Origin of the sequence: Bacillus sp. N5-665 (assembly GCF_022637375.2) — a bacterium.
Lineage (GTDB): Bacteria > Bacillota > Bacilli > Bacillales > Bacillaceae_G > Bacillus_A > Bacillus_A wiedmannii.
In genome coordinates, this window is record NZ_CP093324.1 from 62,274 (window position 1) to 79,186 (window position 16,913).

A 16,913-nucleotide genomic window follows, 5' to 3' on the forward strand; every position below is an offset into this window, starting at 1 on the left:
ACTATGAGGTAACTCATAATATAATATTGAGAGGAGCAGATTGTTATGTTAGCAAGATGTTTAGAAGTAAGATATGAAAAGGGAGATTTTTATTTAACGCAAAAAAGTAGGAAGAGCGATAAAACCACATATAAAAATGGATATATTCGTGCTCCAAGAGGGAATGGTTGGGCGAATAATTACAAACCGTCTCGACTTATCTTATCTTTACATGTAGAAGGACATATAGGTTATTCTTGGGTTGACCGTTATTTTAAGGATATGGTGGGACGTTTGACAGAAAATCGTAAGAATATAATAATTTCGACAATGCCGTTACAAGTAGAAGTTGAAGAATGTTACAATTCAAATGGTGAACGGTATTATGTTGTTTCTGAAGAAGACATGAAAAGTTGGTTGAACAGAACAGGTTTATTAAATGGAATGATTTCGAAGTAAGTATTTGTATATAGAATAACAAATATAATTATTAACAGTTAAAAGAGCTTTTGGGTTCATACCTAGAATGCTCTTTTTTAGTGGTGAAAATAGTAAAAGGGTAAATGTGAGTAAGTAATTTTTGAATTCGCTCATTAAAAAATTGTTATTTATAGGGGATTTAGTATTCAATCAAGCTTTTTTATAATTAATATTTCCATTTTTTGTTGATTGTACATACCTATTCTAGCTAAAATATAGAAGAATAAGGAGGTGGTGATATTGGGAATAGCAACCTACGATAGACTTATCGAAATTATTGAACAAGCTAAAATGCTAGAAGAAGATATAACAAGAATAGTTTATGTTTTGGATGACTCAGAAGCAGTAATTGAATTTGAAAGATTTTTTAAAAAGTTACAAGGTGAATTTTTAAGATCCAAAGGATCCAAATATCCATGCAATTTATATGAATTTCTAACTTTATTACGAACACCCATAAAAGAATGGGGATATTTTAATATGAACTCTATTAAAGAAAGAAGAATTAATGAGAATCTTATATTATTAGGGGAAAGAGTTGGGGTTACGTCGGAAGCTTTACATATTTACAATGAGCATAAGAATGCATATGAGGCGCAAACAAAGGCAATAGAAGATGTTATTAGATATTGTAGGGAAAAATCTATAGTGGATAAAACAATGCAACAAAAATATGAGTTTTTCCGAAACTATTTGATTGAGCATCCACTTATACATCCATATTATGCTGAAAATGAAATAGCTGAAGGATTAGATAATGATAGTTTTCTTATTAATAAACTATTAGAAGAGTGCTATGAGCCGATTATTGGGGAGTATGAATATATATGTCCTAGTTGTGGATGGACTTTACAACAAAAAGCATTAGCATACTTTTATTGTCTATCCAATGATTGTAGGGAATCCTACGATAAAAATAATGTATTAACGAATCAAAATTTAATTAATTTAAAGGTTACACATCGTACAAAAGAAGCTATTCAAAGAACCACTGTAATTCCAGGTAAAAAGGAAATTGAGCTAGCCCACAGATTAGGAAAAAAAGGAGTAACTGTAAATATGTATCCTGCAATTGAGGCTAAGGGTGACATTAGGGCAGAAAAAATAATACATGATAAGCGTGTTTCCTTGTATATAGATGTTAAGGATTACTCTAGTGAATATGTGTTGGCACAACGTTTAATAATGGACAAGGAGGCTGGAATATTAAAAGATGTATTAATTGCAGTACCAGATAAAAAAGCCAATAAAAAATATTTAAAGGCTGTTAAGAGAATTCTTTTAGAAAAAGAGGCTAATGAGATAGAAGTTTATTCTTTTAGAGAAATAATTAACATGTTTGCAGACTCTAAAAAAGGAGAATAAAAATGCGTAAAAACTTTACTACAGCATCAAAAGATGTAGTTTCAGAATTTTACGAACAGACTAAATATTTCTTTGAGCAAAGTGATATGATTTCACAGGGGATTATTGAGAATTATATGACTATGAAAAAGGTAAGAGAAGAGATATTTTGTACATGGCCAGAATATAAAAAAAGAAACTTTAGAAAAAGAGCATTTGAATATTATCTCCGTAAAATTGTTGTTGTTGAAATTATAATTTTAACATTTTTTCGCGTGTTTGAAGGAAAGGGACAGCCAACTGTAAAAAATGTTTGGTCATATCTACCTAATTACAAATTTTTATTGCCCAAACCACATAGGTTAGAATCTTTAGAGGAAATGGATGTTATTAGAGTCTATTTTTCTAATTTCATGACACAACCGACATGGGAAGATGAGATAATTGAGTATCAAAGTAAGCCTAAGGTTTTACGTTTATATAATATGGTATCCAATAAGAATGAAGACGAAGACGAAGACGAAGAAATTTTGATAGAAATGAATCCTAAGTATTTTGAAAATAGAAAAAATAATTACGAAAAATTATTATTGAAAGAATGTATTGCACATGAAAAGAAAATTTTGGATACATTTGTTGAACCAGAAGAGTCGGTTTATTTTTATAAACAAGATATCACAGGCAGACTAAACAAAAATGACAAAGAACAATTTAAAATAAATATTGTTCACCAAAAGGGTAAACAACCAAAGAAGGGATTTCCTAAATTTCTTGTACCAAAGAAGGAAGAACTTGCTGGGGATTTAATGAAAATAAAATTGCCTTCGGGAAGAAAAAAAATTCGTAGGGACCAATTGCATTTGCCTCTTGATTTTAAAAATGGTCATTGGACAAATAATTCTATTCCTCTTATTGAAGAGCATTATAAAAGCATGAATATAGTAAATGGTCGGGATTTTAGAAAGGCACAAGAAGATTTTAATTTACATTCTATGAATTTAATAGGAAATAATTTTTTTAGATATGATGATAAAGTTGGCATTGCTGCAGGAGTAGGGATAGGAAAAAGTACATTAATGCTCTTAGAAATTGTTCGATTAACAAACGTATGGAAATTTCAAAAAGACTTACCAAAAGGTAAAGGGGCAAAGGTAGGTGTCTGGACTGTTAATGTGACTGAAGCACTAATGTTAGTGTATAGATTACATCAAATAGGAGTAAAAGCAGTCCCTATAATTGGTAATGCAAATGCCAAAAAGCATCTTAAGAATTTTGTTAAACAGGTCAAACATGAGAATGCTGGAAATCATACAATCAATCCATTAGCACAGTTAGCCCAGGAGTATGTATTGCAATTTTTCAAGGGGACGTGCTCCATAGAATCATATACGGGTATTGAAGAGATGAGAAAGAAACCTTGTATGTCTTTAAAGGTAGTATACAAGCCTCATATTAATGAAGATAGTGAAGTGGATTCTGATACTTCATCTTTGTTAGATCCTTATGAAGTGCAAAATAAAGAAATGGTGAGAAAGAAAGAGTGTAATTGTTCTTGTCCACTATTTAATAATTGCGGTATGTATGTAACGGAAAGGTTATTATCTGAAAGTCCAGTTTGGATAGGTACAGAAGAGGCTTTTTTTTATTCTAAACCAATGCCCCTTGCCAATCCATATGATATGACATATGCAGAAATTGCTCACTTTGAGTTGGATGTAATATTTAATGATGAAGCAGATAGTTTACAGGCTAATTCTGATAGTCTATTGCTGTCAGAAAATCATTTACTTGGAAGTGAGGATACATTATTTGAGAAGAATTTCTTATCCGTAGGTCATAATCTAGATGTCCAATATCCATTGGCGGGCGTACCAATACATGGATCCTGGAGATTCCATACGAAAAAAGCGAGTGACTTTTCACATTTAATGCATGAGATACTTAAGAATAATTTATTTGTTAGGAAGAAAGTTCATAATAAGACATTTGGTATTCATCAAATTTGTAAGCAATTAACAGAGTCTTTATTTGAAGTACCTCATACAATGCTAACGAAAAATCATCCGTTTTTTGACTTGTTTGTTACATTAGATATGAAAAAAAACTTAAATCGTACTTTACGAAATGAAAAAGGTTTTATTATTGAACGAGAAATTCGTAATTTTTTTAATGATCTTGAGGAAATAAAAACTTTAGATGATAACCCTAGGGAAATTACACAAATGGAAAATGAAGCATTATATAGTTTTTTTGAAAAAGTTGTTGTGCATCTTAAACATATGAATAATCATGTGGAAATTAGGCAACTGACTGATTTGAAATTGAAGAAACAATTAATGAAATATTTTTATTTTATGTTGACTCTTATTATGTTTGATTTTCATTTTAAAATGTTAATCACAAAAAAATCTAGCATGGAATTGTTGTTAAATACAAATATAGAAGATATTAATAGTTATTATCGACATACTAAAAGATATTTGCCGTTTTTACCTAGCTCACCTACAGGTAAACATTTTCAATACTATTTTAGGGAGAAGAGAAAAGGAAAAGCAGGAAATCATATTGGTGTACTACAAACTTATGACTATCTAGGAGTAGGAAGAGATTTTTTAACGAACTTTTCTTCATTATATGAACATGTTTCCACTGTTACTTATGAAGATAGGGTACCGGTGACAGATAAATATCAAGAAGAATATAGTGCTACATATAGTAAAGGGCCGGCAATGGTATTTATGTCAGCAACTATGTATGCAGAAAAATCTTTACATTTTCATTTGGATGTACCACTTAGTTATTTAATGACCTCTGTTAATCCATCTTCAAAGGTAGAGCAGTTCTTATATCCTGTATATGAGGACGAAGATGCCCGGGATAATGATGGATTGATGCTTCCCATTCGTGTATCAGGTATTAAGGATAAGGAACAAGCTTTGACAAAAATGGCTGTAGAATTAGAATTGTTAATTCGAGAAGAGCTAGAGTTTTGGAATAAAAGAGGAGAAAATCGTAAGGTTATACTAGTTGTTAACTCTTATGAACAGACTGATTGGGTATTGAAGGCTTTGCGTCCTATTTTTAAAGAAAAGGTTGCGGCCCTAACGAATGATCCTAAAAAAGGTGATGAAAATCATGTGGTACTTGGAGAAATAGAAAGAATCGCAAAACGTGGAATTGATATTTTGATAACGCCTTTATTGTCAATTAACAGAGGTTACAATATTTTGAAATACAACCAAGGTACAAGAAAATATCAGTCCGAATCCTATTTTGGAAGTATATTTTTTATGGTTAGACCATTAATTCCATCAGATTCTATAGATAATATTATTAAGATATTAAATGGTATTTACAAAAAGCAAGAAAGATATATGAAACAATCGGTGGAAGATAACAACCCATTTTATATGTTTTATAACGGAATTAAAGAAATAAGAACTAAAACAAATGCCCAAATGTATCATCTATTATCTGTAGAAGAAAATTGGAGTCAATTGGAAGAACAAGAGGATAGGAATGTTATATCGTGGTTTATGCTAATTAATATTATTCAAATGATTGGAAGGCTTCAAAGAGGACAAACAGATGTTAGAGTTTATTATCTTGATGCAGCATTTGCAAAACAACATGCAATTCATTCGTTTGAAGAAGATACTATTCAAGATAGTATGATTAAAATCTGGGAAGAACTATTGAGCGCCAATTGGATAAATGAGCAAGCAAAGGATAGCTTATATGGTTATTTCCTAGATGGATTAAGAAAAATTAATAAAAGATGGAAAGAGGAAGAAACATGTCAAACAAATACTTTGTTCACTCTTTTTTAATGAAAGCTGAAAAACTAGAAAATGAAGAAGTGATAGCTGTATATATGCCGAGTGAAATCTCAAGTTACTGGGAAAAAGTGATTTCAGTTGATCGAGCATTTGGATTTAAAATAGCCACATTTCGTGATTATCATTACCATCATCATAAAGACCTCATTTGTATGAGTATGGATGATAAGGCACTGATGGGAAAAGAGCCTTGGTTACTACTTGATCCGCATATAGATTATGAAAATAGTGTATATACAGCAAATTTTCTTTTAAATAGATATCAGCGTTTTCTTCATAAAAGGATTGAAATAGCAAAGCAATATGAAAAGACTAAAAAATATGAAACTTTACTCCAATACGAACCACATCTTGTGTCTGCAAAAATAAAACCACTTTTACAGAATGTCTCTCTTTCTAAGTTATTATTACTAGAAAACTATAAACAATATCTATCGAGTTGGATTTTCTTTGATTTTATGAAGAGAAAAGACTCATATTTAGAGAATAATAATACTACTGTCTTACTTCAAGCTAGAAAAAGTGAGAATTATTGGTCTTTCCCAGAAGAATGGGGGATTTGTGTTAAAGATAGTGAATACGTTTTAATGTCAAAAGATTTCTTAGTAAATAATAAACGTACAAGCTATGCATACACATTAAATTTTGAGCGAAGGGAGAGCGATTTATTAATTGATATAAGCACTTCAACTAAACCATGGTTAATGACTCCTTTAATAAATCCTGTTACTGGATTTATTAATATACCAAATGGAAACAAGACACGCTCCTTGTATATTTGGAATGAAGAAACTTCAAGAATTCAACAATTAAAATTGCGTATATCCCCAGGATATGGCGGAATGTATGCTACCTCAAGTAATATTTACACGAAGGAATTGGGTGGGGAGTTGCCTAATATAAATCAAATTTGTAAAGATCCTAGTATACATAATGGAAAATATTTCATTTCTACGGTACCCCAGAATAATAATGATAGAGTAAAACCAGCACAAAGAGGTTTACATTATAATGATAAATACTATTTAGTAAAAAATTTCAGTGAAATTTTGAGTTATTTAGAGTTATATCATTCAAAACCTGAACTTATTAAAAGTGGTCTTAGTAGCTCTTTAAAAGGTGGATCGGTATACATAGATGATCCGCTTGAATCCAGAGATAATGAAGAGATTGTTCTTACGTATGCAACTACAATTGATAGCTCAAAATTTGAAGAGATGTTTGAAAAGGCCCTACGTAATTTTGTAGTAAAAGAAACGATTAGTAAAGGGGAATCAAAACCCAATCCTTATAATAACCATGCAAGATATATGATGGAAAATATAGGGGGTGGTATTTTTCAATTTTATGATAGAAAAAGAATGATGGAAAAAGCTTTTTACGTCCGATTAGTTAATGCGAGTAAATATATGTATCTGATGGGAGGATTAGATACAAGTGTAGATTTACCAGAGGATGCATTTTATAAACGAATGGAACTAATTAAGAATCAATTTTTAAGAGAAGAGCAAATCAAATTGCAATCACCGGGATTAGCGATATTAGAGTTGGAAAATTTAAAAGGTGAAGTAAATGACAATAAAGTTGCTACAGAGAGAGGAATGTTAGAGCTCGGATGGTTAACACAGTGTTTTCATAAAAAAGATATGACAGATAAAGAATTGGAAAACAAACTATCATCTTGTATTGCTGATCTATTTATAAGAAAAGGATTTGTTAATCAAATGATTGAGGAATGTAAAAAGGTGTCTCAACCATTCGTATATTATTTTCCTATTAAGGAGCCAGTTACTCTTATTTCGGGTGAGGAAGGTTATATTTTTACAGTTTTTCGAGTTGAAAACGGAATTGTTCAGATTAAATATTCAACTATATCAGAAAACTGGATGTGTATAGATGAGGCAATTCTAAAATTGAAAGAATCAGAAAGGCATAATGTTTTTACATCAAAACATAATGATTATGAATTTTCATCTATGATTCTTAAAGAGTGTAAAGAACAAAATGCTGTAGTTATCTTTCAAGAAAAACAGATGCCATCATTTTTGAAAAAAATGAAAAGGGTACCGTTTCGAGTAGCTACTTACTTGGTATCAGATAATTTACCTCATATTACCAATTTAAATAAAGATAATATGGCTAGTTCCGGAGCATTTATGATTGAATCTAATGGAGAATGTCTTTCTGTTCCGCCTAAATCATCTAAAGTTCAGATTATTCAATCCCAATCTAAACAAACCAATAATAAGCCATTTTCAGTTAGAGCAACAACAAGGTATAAAACAAATGATATGAATAAAGAAAATAGGTGGATTATTTATTCCGCAATACATGCTTTGCGCTTTATCTCTTTAACATATGGTGGTTTTATAAATATGCCTTTACCAGTTCATTTATATGAAAAGCACTATAAAAAGTATATAAAGAATATATGTTTACAATCAAATAAAATTAAGGATTATGAGAAATTTATAAAGATATAAAAATAGAAAATGAATTGAATTAAAGAAATTTATAGTTTAAGTCATTAGAAGTTTTTAGGGGCAGGGGTGTAGTTTAATACTAGGCTCTTTTAATTTCGGCTCTCCTTTTTATTTTTTATTGAAGAAGGAAGGTAAATAAATGAGCGCAGAATTACAATCAGTAGAAAATTTTCGCAACACAACGCAATTCGAATCGTACGTAAATACGTTAATTAAGAGTCTCAGAGAAAGCGATTCTAGCGCGATTAGTAATAGAGATGTACGTGCGAAAGGAAATAAATCGCTCACAGACGCTTATGTAGGAATGGTTGGATAACGACCCGACCCGACCCGAAACAACTCGAACGTTTAGCAGACTTGTTGCTATACGAAGATCTTTCGGATACGCACCCGGATAAAATGGCTCGTGAAAAATATCCGATTATGAGTGATCATCAGTTGTCGAGGAGACATAGCGGTGAAGTATCAATGAAAGTAGCGGAAGAATATGGAGTAGATCGACCTAACTATAAGGCTCTGGTGCGTAGGAAGCGTACAAGAAAAGAAACGTGGAAAATCGATAGGGAAGCGAAGTCTAGGAACAAGGAGAGGCGGAGGGTGTATCGGGAGTTTACGCGGGTGCAGGTGGTTATATGTTGGAATTGTAATGTATAGACAGAATTTACTACGTAAAAGGCCGAATAATGAAACGGTCTTTTTTCTTTTATAAACAACGTATAGGTTTTTAAATTTTTATTTTATATGGTAATATATACTAGCAAATTATTATTTAACTTGCATAAGGAATTGGAAAGAAGAATTGGGATTAAAAGAGGTTTATGATAAGAAAAATTGTGAATTCTCGTTATTAAGAAACGTTAGAAGAAAAGTAAAGTCATCATATATATATTATAAATAGTATTAGGGGAGTTATTATTATATGTTAAATAAAATTGCAACGAATCCATTTGCAGTTGTAGCAGCGACCGAGGTAATAAAGCAAAGTGTTACAGGAGTTATGAATACTTGGGTCAAGCCAAAAATGGAAGCCATTAAAGAGAGAAGAAAAATAGATAAAAAGCTAGAAAGCTATTTTTTTGATGTTTTTCATGATTACCTTGTTCGGACATATGAACAAAATAAGTTTGTTAATGTTATTGCTTTAGGAAATAATCAGGTAGACATAGATAAAATATACTATCCTCTAAGAATTAGTAGTGAAAATGGTGAGGAAAGTTACCCTATAACTAATTATAATAGCATTTTATTTAATAAATATAAAAAAGTTATTATAGAAGATAGTGCTGGAATGGGTAAGTCAACAATTATGAAAAAATTATTTATTTCTTGTATAGAGAAAAATGAAGGCATTCCTATCTTTATTGAGTTAAGAAAATTACAAGAAGAAACGGAAATAGTTGATTTGGTACTAAATCAACTCAATTCAATACATTTAGAACATGATAAACAAGTCATATTAGAGATAATAAATCGTGGGGATTTTATATTTTTCTTAGATGGGTTTGATGAAATTCCATTTGATTATAAAGATAAGGTAACTCATAATTTAAAAGAATTCATAGCGAAATCGAATAATAATATATTTATACTTACTTCAAGAAGTGATGATGTTCTTTCTAGTTTTGGTCAATTCAAAAAATTTCATATTAATGGAATGGAAACTAATGAGGCATATGGATTAATTGAAAGATACGATAGGTTTTTAAAACTAAATCTGTCAGAATCAATTATAAAGCAAATTAACAAAAATATTGAACAAGAAGCATTTAATGATTTGGAAGAGTTTTTAAAGGTGCCTTTTCTTGTTTCATTAATATATTTGACATATAAGCACAAACGGGACGTACCATTACAAAAAGATCAATTTTATAGAAAAGTATATGACGCCTTGTTTGAAGAGCATGATTTATCCAAAGATGGTTATAAACGTCAAAGGTATAGTGGATTGTCAATCGACCAATTGCATAAGCTTTTAAGGAAATTAGGGTATTTGTGCTTAATAGAGAATAGAGTTGAATATACAAAAGATAAGTTATTATCATTAATTGAAGAATCGGTTGATAGTCCTTACTTTGAAAACATAAAGCCTCATGATGTTTTTAAGGATTTAATCTATAATGTACCTTTAATTATAGAAGAAGGTTTAACATATAGATGGGCACATAAATCATTTATGGAATATTTTGCAGCTCAATTCATTTTTATTGATAATGGCGATAAGAAAGAAAAAATACTTGGAAATGTTATGAAGAGTAAGAGGGTTTCAATCTATTTAAATATGTTAGATTTATATTATGATATTGATCAAGAAACATTCGATAAAGCAATAATTTATCCGATTTTAAAAAATTATATAGAGTATATAGGGGATCAAGCTCAATATAGATTTAAAGGGGAACTTTTATATAAAGAATTTATGTATGGAAAAATATTTACTTTTAAAAATAATGTTGAAGAAAAAGAAATTGAAACGTTTGGTCATGAGACCCCTAGCCCGTTAAGAGATACTCAAAGGATATTAGGAGAGTATTATTCCACTAATCCGGAAACCTTTTATCCCATAACGTACGTGAGGAATTTAAGGTTAAATAGGGAACTTGGAATTTTTAGTGAAAAATCTAATGTTGTCCATTTGTTCACATTACTTAAAAATAAAAATTCTAAAATATTGAATTCCCTTGAAGTTCGGAAGGGTGAACATATAGCAAAAATAAATAAAGATATGCACATTGTTTCATATTTGGATGGTGGATTAAGTGAAGCGGAAATCAAAGCAAATATGGAGTCTATATTAAATTCAAGGTTTATAGGTAATAGAGAAATAAGGCATTACTTTAATTATAAAGAATGTATAAAGTATGTTAAACGTATTGAAATTCAGATTGAAAAAAGAAACAATGACATAATTTTTACTGATTTATAAAATATGACCCTTTAATGAATTAAATGCGTATGTAAATACTGTTTGATAATATAATAGATATTAAATTAATGAACTATAAGTTTTTTAGAAATTAAGTTATAAAAACTCGGATTTACATTCGAGGCATGAGTAATACAAACTATGTATAAAAAAGTGACAAAAAGCATGAATGGGAAAATAAAGGATTTCATTACTAAATTTTTGTTTGTTAGTTACCTATACTGTATAGAAGGATATAATGAAATTAGGCGTCGGTTATCCGGCGTCTTTTTTACGTATTGTAATGGAAAATAAGACGGTAATATGGTAGATAACTATGCAATCGAAATTGAAGACACGGTAGATAAAACATATTTACTCAGCGAAGAAGGCAGCGCTGGATTGTTAACACTCGCTACATACGAAGAAGCAGACGATTATAACTATGAGTTCGAAGATATATTATCCGACGGACTTACGAGTCGCGTCGCTAAAACAAGCGAATACTTTAACTAAACTTATGCACGGGCGAAATGCCCGCCTTTTTTATTTTACCTTAATTTATCGGAGGGTTTATATATGGAAAACAAAGAGTACTTCTACTGTTATTCGCCAGCGCTACACGTATTCTTACGAGAACGAGGCATACGTTATATCTGCATAGCGCTAAACGAAAATACATTACGTAAGTTTTGGCAGTAAAGGAAACTATTCGTTGAAAAACATACAGTGTATGTCACAAGAAGAAAACCGCATGAAAGATAAAAATACTGTGACAAATGTATTTTTCACTGATGAGAATGGAGTATTCAGTTATAAATCATATCAAACAGTAAAGCAAGCGGCGAGAGATTTGAAAGTTAATTATGAAAGATTTAGAAGAAATCGAGACGTCAAACGCACTGTTTTTATAGATGATCAACAATATTTTATACAATCAGCAAAGTAGATAATAAGTATAAAAATAGTTTAAAAAAACTTTCGCAGATTAAACCATTAAGATTGATTATTCTTAATATTCGTTATATTTGTATAGATACTATGATAATTTATTTGTTCTTTTCTCTTATTACCTCTCATTTTGAGCAACTTACCTCTCAAAATGAGATTTTCTTTATATTCTTTTATATATAATTTTACATACGTTTTGTGGTAAGTCCGACATATCTGAAAGTAAAACTAAAAAAAGGGCTCCTATATACGGGAGCCTTTTTTTAGTTGTATAACTTTATGAAATTGCAAATTTAATTTTAGCATTTTTACTGACATTTCTTCTTACTTGATAATTAGAGGAAGAATCATAAGGAAGTAGCATGCTTATAATTTTGTTTTCTTTACTCATTAATTTTATATCATCAAGTAATTCATCACTGACAGAAATACATAATTTTTCACCGTTTTCGTCAGCTAGCTCAACATCAATGTATTGAAATTCAATTTCCTTTTCGGTTACATTAATAAAGCGTAATTGTAGCTCTATTTGATCTGTACCGCATCTTTTAACTTTCTCTAGCTCAATATTTGTATTTAGCGTAGATGCTTCGGAGTCTGCAAGCTCAATGATTTTACTTAAATAATTTTTTTTGTCACCTTGCCAGATTTTATAATCCGTAGCTGCTAATTCTAAAGTTTGAATTATACTGTCCCTGAATTTATCCAGCCCGACTGAATTATTCATTTTAAACGAAATCTTAGTAGGATCAATTGCCCCTGCTATTTGTTTGAAATCAAAGTTTGGTGTAAGGACTGTAGTGGATTCTTTAGAGGTAATCCATGCAGCCCCCATCTCATTTAGGCAAGGAGCACTTTGATAATAATTATCCGATAGAACAAATAACACCATAATGTTATTTTTATTTAATTCCTTTTTAAGAAATTCATAAATACTTTCCCCATGAGGGATATCGTAACCAGGTAAAGAGCTACAAAAAATATTATTTTGATTCTTTTTAACACCTATGTCATTTAGAAGGGATACTAATGCTTTCACATATTCTATATCCTTAGAAGCATGACTGATAAATATTTTTTCAATTTTAGTTTGAGCGTTTTCGTCTTTAGGGTTTACAGATTCAGGGATATCTTCACCAACCCAAGATCGGAGCATTCCTATCATCCTATCAAAGTAATCATCAGAATTTCCTTCAGCTTTATTGGCAATTTCCTCAAATTCTTCAATAAAATCTTTATCATGAATATTTTGTTTTAGAAACCTTTTGCATTTTTGAATCCAAGTAACATAATCTGTACCGCTAATGTATTCAAGACCTTGACTGCTTGTGAAGCACGTTTGTCTAACCTGATATCCACTATCAATTAAGTCCTGTAGTTGTGTCTGTAGTTGTTCTTGTTTACTCATGATTTTTTGCTCCTTTGTTCTGTAGTATGATGGTTTCTGCCTCAACTAATTAATAAATTGTGAAACCGTTAATATGTTGAAAGATATTTTTTGAAGGAGTGGTACTTAATTTTTATATCCAATTAAAGTCACTTGATGAAAGCGTAATAATATTTCATACTAGTAAATTAACCACTAATTCAAGATTTCCAATCATTACTTTTCTACTCTACTAAAGTACGTTTCTTGCAGCTCCAGCAGTCAAAGTAACAGATACTTGTTTTTTTCAAATGCTGCATAAATAAGTTCTAAAACAACAGAAAGAATGATGATGAAAATGCCCAATACTTATGATGTTTTTCGGCCGGATTTTTCTTTGACGGAACTCTTATTTGATTTACTTCAATGATGTAAGTATTATCGTCCATAGTCGTTTTTGTCTCCATATTTCTCCACCTTAAATACTTCTAGTTAAGTAAATCAGAGTATTGCGAAATATATCCATAAACAAAAATAGTACAATTATTTTATGCACTGTACAACGTCTTCAATTTGGTATGTTTTATCGATGTCATTTTCTGCAGCTAATTGTTTTTTTTTTTGTAATTCCTATTTCTTCTATTGTCTCCCCTAAAATGAATACTATAGAACTCATGGTAATACCTCCGTTCATGCCGATTGTTTATTAATTTTCATTTTACACAATTTACATATCAAAGTGAAACTTTTCCAGAAATACTATTAACGTATGACTCCTTGAGTAACATATTTTTATTGATAAAGTTTCACTTCTAAAGTCATACTTTTGGATAAGTCGAGAAGAGGATAGCGGTATATATGCAAAAATTAAACGAGTACTTCGGTTTAGAAACGAACGCTGACTGTATTTGGTTTTATGGTTTTTATACTGTGGCTTCTGCTTTATTCCTTATCAATATGCGTATAGCTCATGTGCTATGGGCTCTTTCATTAACTAAATATTGGACAACCGCTAGCCTTGTGTATATTTTCATTCGGAAAAATAAATATACAAGAGATCTAATTTCCTATTGTCTTTTATAGGTAACTAAGATGGCGGGTCCACACGAGAAATGACCTAAAACTCGTTAAACGTGAACAGGTTAGCTAAGCCAATATCAGAAAGTTAAGCGTTCTAACATATAATGTTTCCTTGTTTGCGTTGTTAGGAGCCTAGGCGAGTACGGCCATTAACGGTACGGCAGTTTCTTGGCGTGTCACGGGAACGGGTAGCTGAAAGAGTTATAGGTTACGAGTAATGAAGGATACGCCAGCAGTGTATTTCCTCTCCTGATTGTTTCTACAGATAGGATAAGCTTTATCTGTAAACAGTCTGTTGTGTAGAAATTACAGAGTTTAAACAAGGTGTTACTATACGGATTCCTTAACCTGATAGACCATGATTGACAGAACGACTACTTTTTACGATGTTTTTTATTTTTGAAACGTTGTAAAGTAGTCATTCTCTGCCCTAGCCGCTGTCCTATATCTTCATCCCATTATTTTCTGTCAACCATAGAAGTCAAGTGTAAATTTGAGAAGTTTTTAATGTAAAAAGCATAAATATGGTAATATTGAATTGTAATTTAAAATGTTAATAAAGGACAGGTTAAGGAATGGATACAATTTTCGAAACAATTCAAGAATATCTAATGTTAGAAAAAACAAGCTACGCTATTCAAATTAATGGGCCGTGGGGAATAGGGAAAACATATTACTTTACTAAAATATTAAAAGAAAAAATAGAGAAAATACAAACAACTAATGAGGATAATTATAGAGTTATTTACATTTCATTAAATGGCATAAAAAGTGTTGATGAAATTGGAGAGGGCGTATTTCTTAGTTCTATTAATAAGCCAGGGAGTTATTCTTACATGATTGATAGGGTTGGCTTATTAATAGGTTCGAAACTACCAGATTTTAAATATTTGGAAACTGTAGATATGAATTTATCTACTATAACAAAATATCGTGAACATTTACAAAAGTGCGTGTTATGTTTTGATGATTTGGAGAGGATTGATAAATCTGTTACTATACAACAAGTATTAGGATATATAAATTCAACTTATATTGAACATGAAAATATTAAGACGTTGTTTATTTCGAATGAAGAAAAACTGAAAGACGGAACAGAATTTTATAAAATTAAAGAGAAAGTAATTGGAAGAACTATACAATATAATAGAACGATAAATCAAATTTTACCAAGTTTTATGAAAAATAATTACGGAAGAAATAAGGAAATTACCGAATTTTACGAAAGTAATGATGATACTATCATACAGATAATTAATAGTATAAGTGATAAAATTAATTTAAGAACATTAAGGTTCGTATTTGATAGTTTATCTCAAGTAATGAATAAATGTAACTTGTTAGAAAAAAATAACGACATAATTTATCTATCTATTTTAACTAATATTCTATTAATATCTGTAGATTTTAAAGATGGAATATTAAAAGATAAAAAAGAATTGGAACCATTATACGAACTAGAAGCGCTAGGTTTTATGATAGCATTTGAAAATAAACTTAATAAAGTTAATAAAGATAATAAAGATAATAAAGATAATAAAGATAATAAAGCGGAAAAAGAATATAAGAGACTTTTTTGGGATAAGTACTTTAAAGATAAAACAATATTGAAAGAATTTATTCATATTTATAAATCGGTTTCAGAATATATATTGACAGGACATTTAGATGTAAAATTATTTGAAGAAGAAATAAAGAGAAAATATATACAAAAGGAAGATGAAAAAGATAAAGCTTTGAAAATTGTTGACAATTACACTGAATTTGAGTTGGAAGAATTGAAAGAAAATGTTGATATAGTAGTTCTAAGTCTGGAGAATGGGGAGTATCATCCGTACAGCTATCCACGAATATACCATTCATTATTCGAATTTAATGAAAAAGGATATTTTGACATTAATTCAAAACAGTTATATAAAATCTGTAATAGTGGGTTAGAGAAAGCTTTTGACTCGTATGAGTTAGAGATTGATGATGATGGGAGTGGATTTAAACGTCATTTTCACATGAACTTTGAAAATGAGAATTATAAAAACTTAGTATACAAATTAAAAAATACAAGAATTGAGAAACTAAGAGCAAAAAAAGAAAATAATTTAGAAGGATTTTTTAAATCAATAAAGGAAGGGAATATAGAGAATTTTCGAGTTTGTATGAATGAAATTAGATACGAAAATGATTTCTTTATCATAATAAATCAAGAGGAAATTTGTGATGAAATTATAGCATCTTCTAATAGAGGATTAGGATTTTTATTAAGTTTTCTTCGTGAGAAGTATTTAAGGATTAGCAACGCTAGTGAATTTCATAGTCATGAAATAGATTCGATTATTATTTTAAAAAATAATTTAAGTAAAAGATTAAATGAAGTTAATATTGATGCCTTAAAGAAAAGTATCATAGTAGATTTAATTTATTGCTTAGAAGACGTAATAAATCATCTTTTGAAAGACCCAGAAAAATAGAAAGTAAAAAAGGATTCAATGTAG

General features: G+C 30.1%; 12 protein-coding genes. 10 read left to right on the forward strand and 2 right to left on the reverse strand.

Annotation, left to right across the window (positions count from 1 at the left end; genetic code table 11):
- Positions 1 to 45: 45 nt before the first annotated feature.
- The 8 genes from MNO09_RS00330 (at position 46) to MNO09_RS00365 (ending at position 11,976) form a co-directional block, all read left to right on the forward strand.
- The gene (locus tag MNO09_RS00330; protein ID WP_016135816.1) at positions 46 to 438 is read left to right on the forward strand and encodes a hypothetical protein; all 393 of its coding nucleotides are present in this window, start codon (positions 46 to 48) and stop codon (positions 436 to 438) included.
- A gap of 255 nt (positions 439 to 693) precedes the next feature.
- A complete protein-coding gene (locus MNO09_RS00335) occupies positions 694 to 1,824 on the forward strand; it encodes a restriction endonuclease-related protein (protein ID WP_241949949.1) in 1,131 nt (376 codons plus the stop codon).
- Positions 1,825 to 1,826: 2 nt separating this feature from the next.
- Positions 1,827 to 5,633, forward strand: coding sequence for a hypothetical protein (locus tag MNO09_RS00340; RefSeq protein WP_241949950.1), 3,807 nt, complete (start codon positions 1,827 to 1,829; stop codon positions 5,631 to 5,633).
- Complete coding sequence (locus tag MNO09_RS00345; protein ID WP_241949951.1) at positions 5,600 to 8,125, forward strand: hypothetical protein; 2,526 nt, start codon at positions 5,600 to 5,602, stop codon at positions 8,123 to 8,125. The genes MNO09_RS00340 and MNO09_RS00345 overlap by 34 nt, the downstream gene beginning before the upstream one ends.
- Positions 8,126 to 8,264: 139 nt before the next feature.
- Positions 8,265 to 8,441, forward strand: a complete 177-nt coding sequence (locus MNO09_RS00350; protein WP_016089928.1) for a hypothetical protein — start codon at positions 8,265 to 8,267, stop codon at positions 8,439 to 8,441.
- Between the two features lie 603 nt (positions 8,442 to 9,044).
- Positions 9,045 to 11,048 (forward strand): NACHT domain-containing protein, encoded by a 2,004-nt coding sequence (locus tag MNO09_RS00355; RefSeq protein WP_241949952.1) that lies wholly within the window; start codon positions 9,045 to 9,047, stop codon positions 11,046 to 11,048.
- A 303-nt stretch (positions 11,049 to 11,351) separates the two neighbouring features.
- The gene (locus tag MNO09_RS00360; RefSeq protein WP_016089930.1) at positions 11,352 to 11,543 is read left to right on the forward strand and encodes a hypothetical protein; all 192 of its coding nucleotides are present in this window, start codon (positions 11,352 to 11,354) and stop codon (positions 11,541 to 11,543) included.
- A gap of 238 nt (positions 11,544 to 11,781) precedes the next feature.
- Positions 11,782 to 11,976: a hypothetical protein gene (locus tag MNO09_RS00365; RefSeq protein ID WP_241949953.1), complete on the forward strand. Its 195-nt coding sequence runs from the start codon at positions 11,782 to 11,784 to the stop codon at positions 11,974 to 11,976.
- Between the two features lie 279 nt (positions 11,977 to 12,255).
- Here MNO09_RS00365 and MNO09_RS00370 read toward each other — a convergent pair whose 3' ends face one another.
- A complete protein-coding gene (locus MNO09_RS00370; protein WP_241949954.1) occupies positions 12,256 to 13,386 on the reverse strand; it encodes a toll/interleukin-1 receptor domain-containing protein in 1,131 nt (376 codons plus the stop codon).
- A gap of 287 nt (positions 13,387 to 13,673) precedes the next feature.
- The gene (locus tag MNO09_RS00375; protein WP_241949955.1) at positions 13,674 to 13,811 is read right to left on the reverse strand and encodes a hypothetical protein; all 138 of its coding nucleotides are present in this window, start codon (positions 13,809 to 13,811) and stop codon (positions 13,674 to 13,676) included.
- A gap of 391 nt (positions 13,812 to 14,202) precedes the next feature.
- On the opposite strand from MNO09_RS00375, the gene MNO09_RS30955 reads away from it, so the two are divergent.
- Positions 14,203 to 14,427: a DUF3961 domain-containing protein gene (locus tag MNO09_RS30955; protein ID WP_016089934.1), complete on the forward strand. Its 225-nt coding sequence runs from the start codon at positions 14,203 to 14,205 to the stop codon at positions 14,425 to 14,427.
- Between the two features lie 572 nt (positions 14,428 to 14,999).
- Positions 15,000 to 16,889 (forward strand): P-loop NTPase fold protein, encoded by a 1,890-nt coding sequence (locus tag MNO09_RS00385; RefSeq protein WP_241949956.1) that lies wholly within the window; start codon positions 15,000 to 15,002, stop codon positions 16,887 to 16,889.
- Positions 16,890 to 16,913: the final 24 nt, after the last annotated feature.

Coding starts and splice junctions, on each gene's coding strand:
- MNO09_RS00330 (WP_016135816.1), top strand. CDS start 46: ATGTTAGCAAGATGTTTAGAAGTAAGATATGAAAAGGGAGATTTTTAT.
- MNO09_RS00340 (WP_241949950.1), top strand. CDS start 1,827: ATGCGTAAAAACTTTACTACAGCATCAAAAGATGTAGTTTCAGAATTT.
- MNO09_RS00345 (WP_241949951.1), top strand. CDS start 5,600: ATGTCAAACAAATACTTTGTTCACTCTTTTTTAATGAAAGCTGAAAAA.
- MNO09_RS00350 (WP_016089928.1), top strand. CDS start 8,265: ATGAGCGCAGAATTACAATCAGTAGAAAATTTTCGCAACACAACGCAA.
- MNO09_RS00355 (WP_241949952.1), top strand. CDS start 9,045: ATGTTAAATAAAATTGCAACGAATCCATTTGCAGTTGTAGCAGCGACC.
- MNO09_RS00360 (WP_016089930.1), top strand. CDS start 11,352: ATGGTAGATAACTATGCAATCGAAATTGAAGACACGGTAGATAAAACA.
- MNO09_RS00365 (WP_241949953.1), top strand. CDS start 11,782: ATGAAAGATAAAAATACTGTGACAAATGTATTTTTCACTGATGAGAAT.
- MNO09_RS00370 (WP_241949954.1), bottom strand. CDS start 13,386: ATGAGTAAACAAGAACAACTACAGACACAACTACAGGACTTAATTGAT.
- MNO09_RS00375 (WP_241949955.1), bottom strand. CDS start 13,811: ATGGAGACAAAAACGACTATGGACGATAATACTTACATCATTGAAGTA.
- MNO09_RS30955 (WP_016089934.1), top strand. CDS start 14,203: ATGCAAAAATTAAACGAGTACTTCGGTTTAGAAACGAACGCTGACTGT.
- MNO09_RS00385 (WP_241949956.1), top strand. CDS start 15,000: ATGGATACAATTTTCGAAACAATTCAAGAATATCTAATGTTAGAAAAA.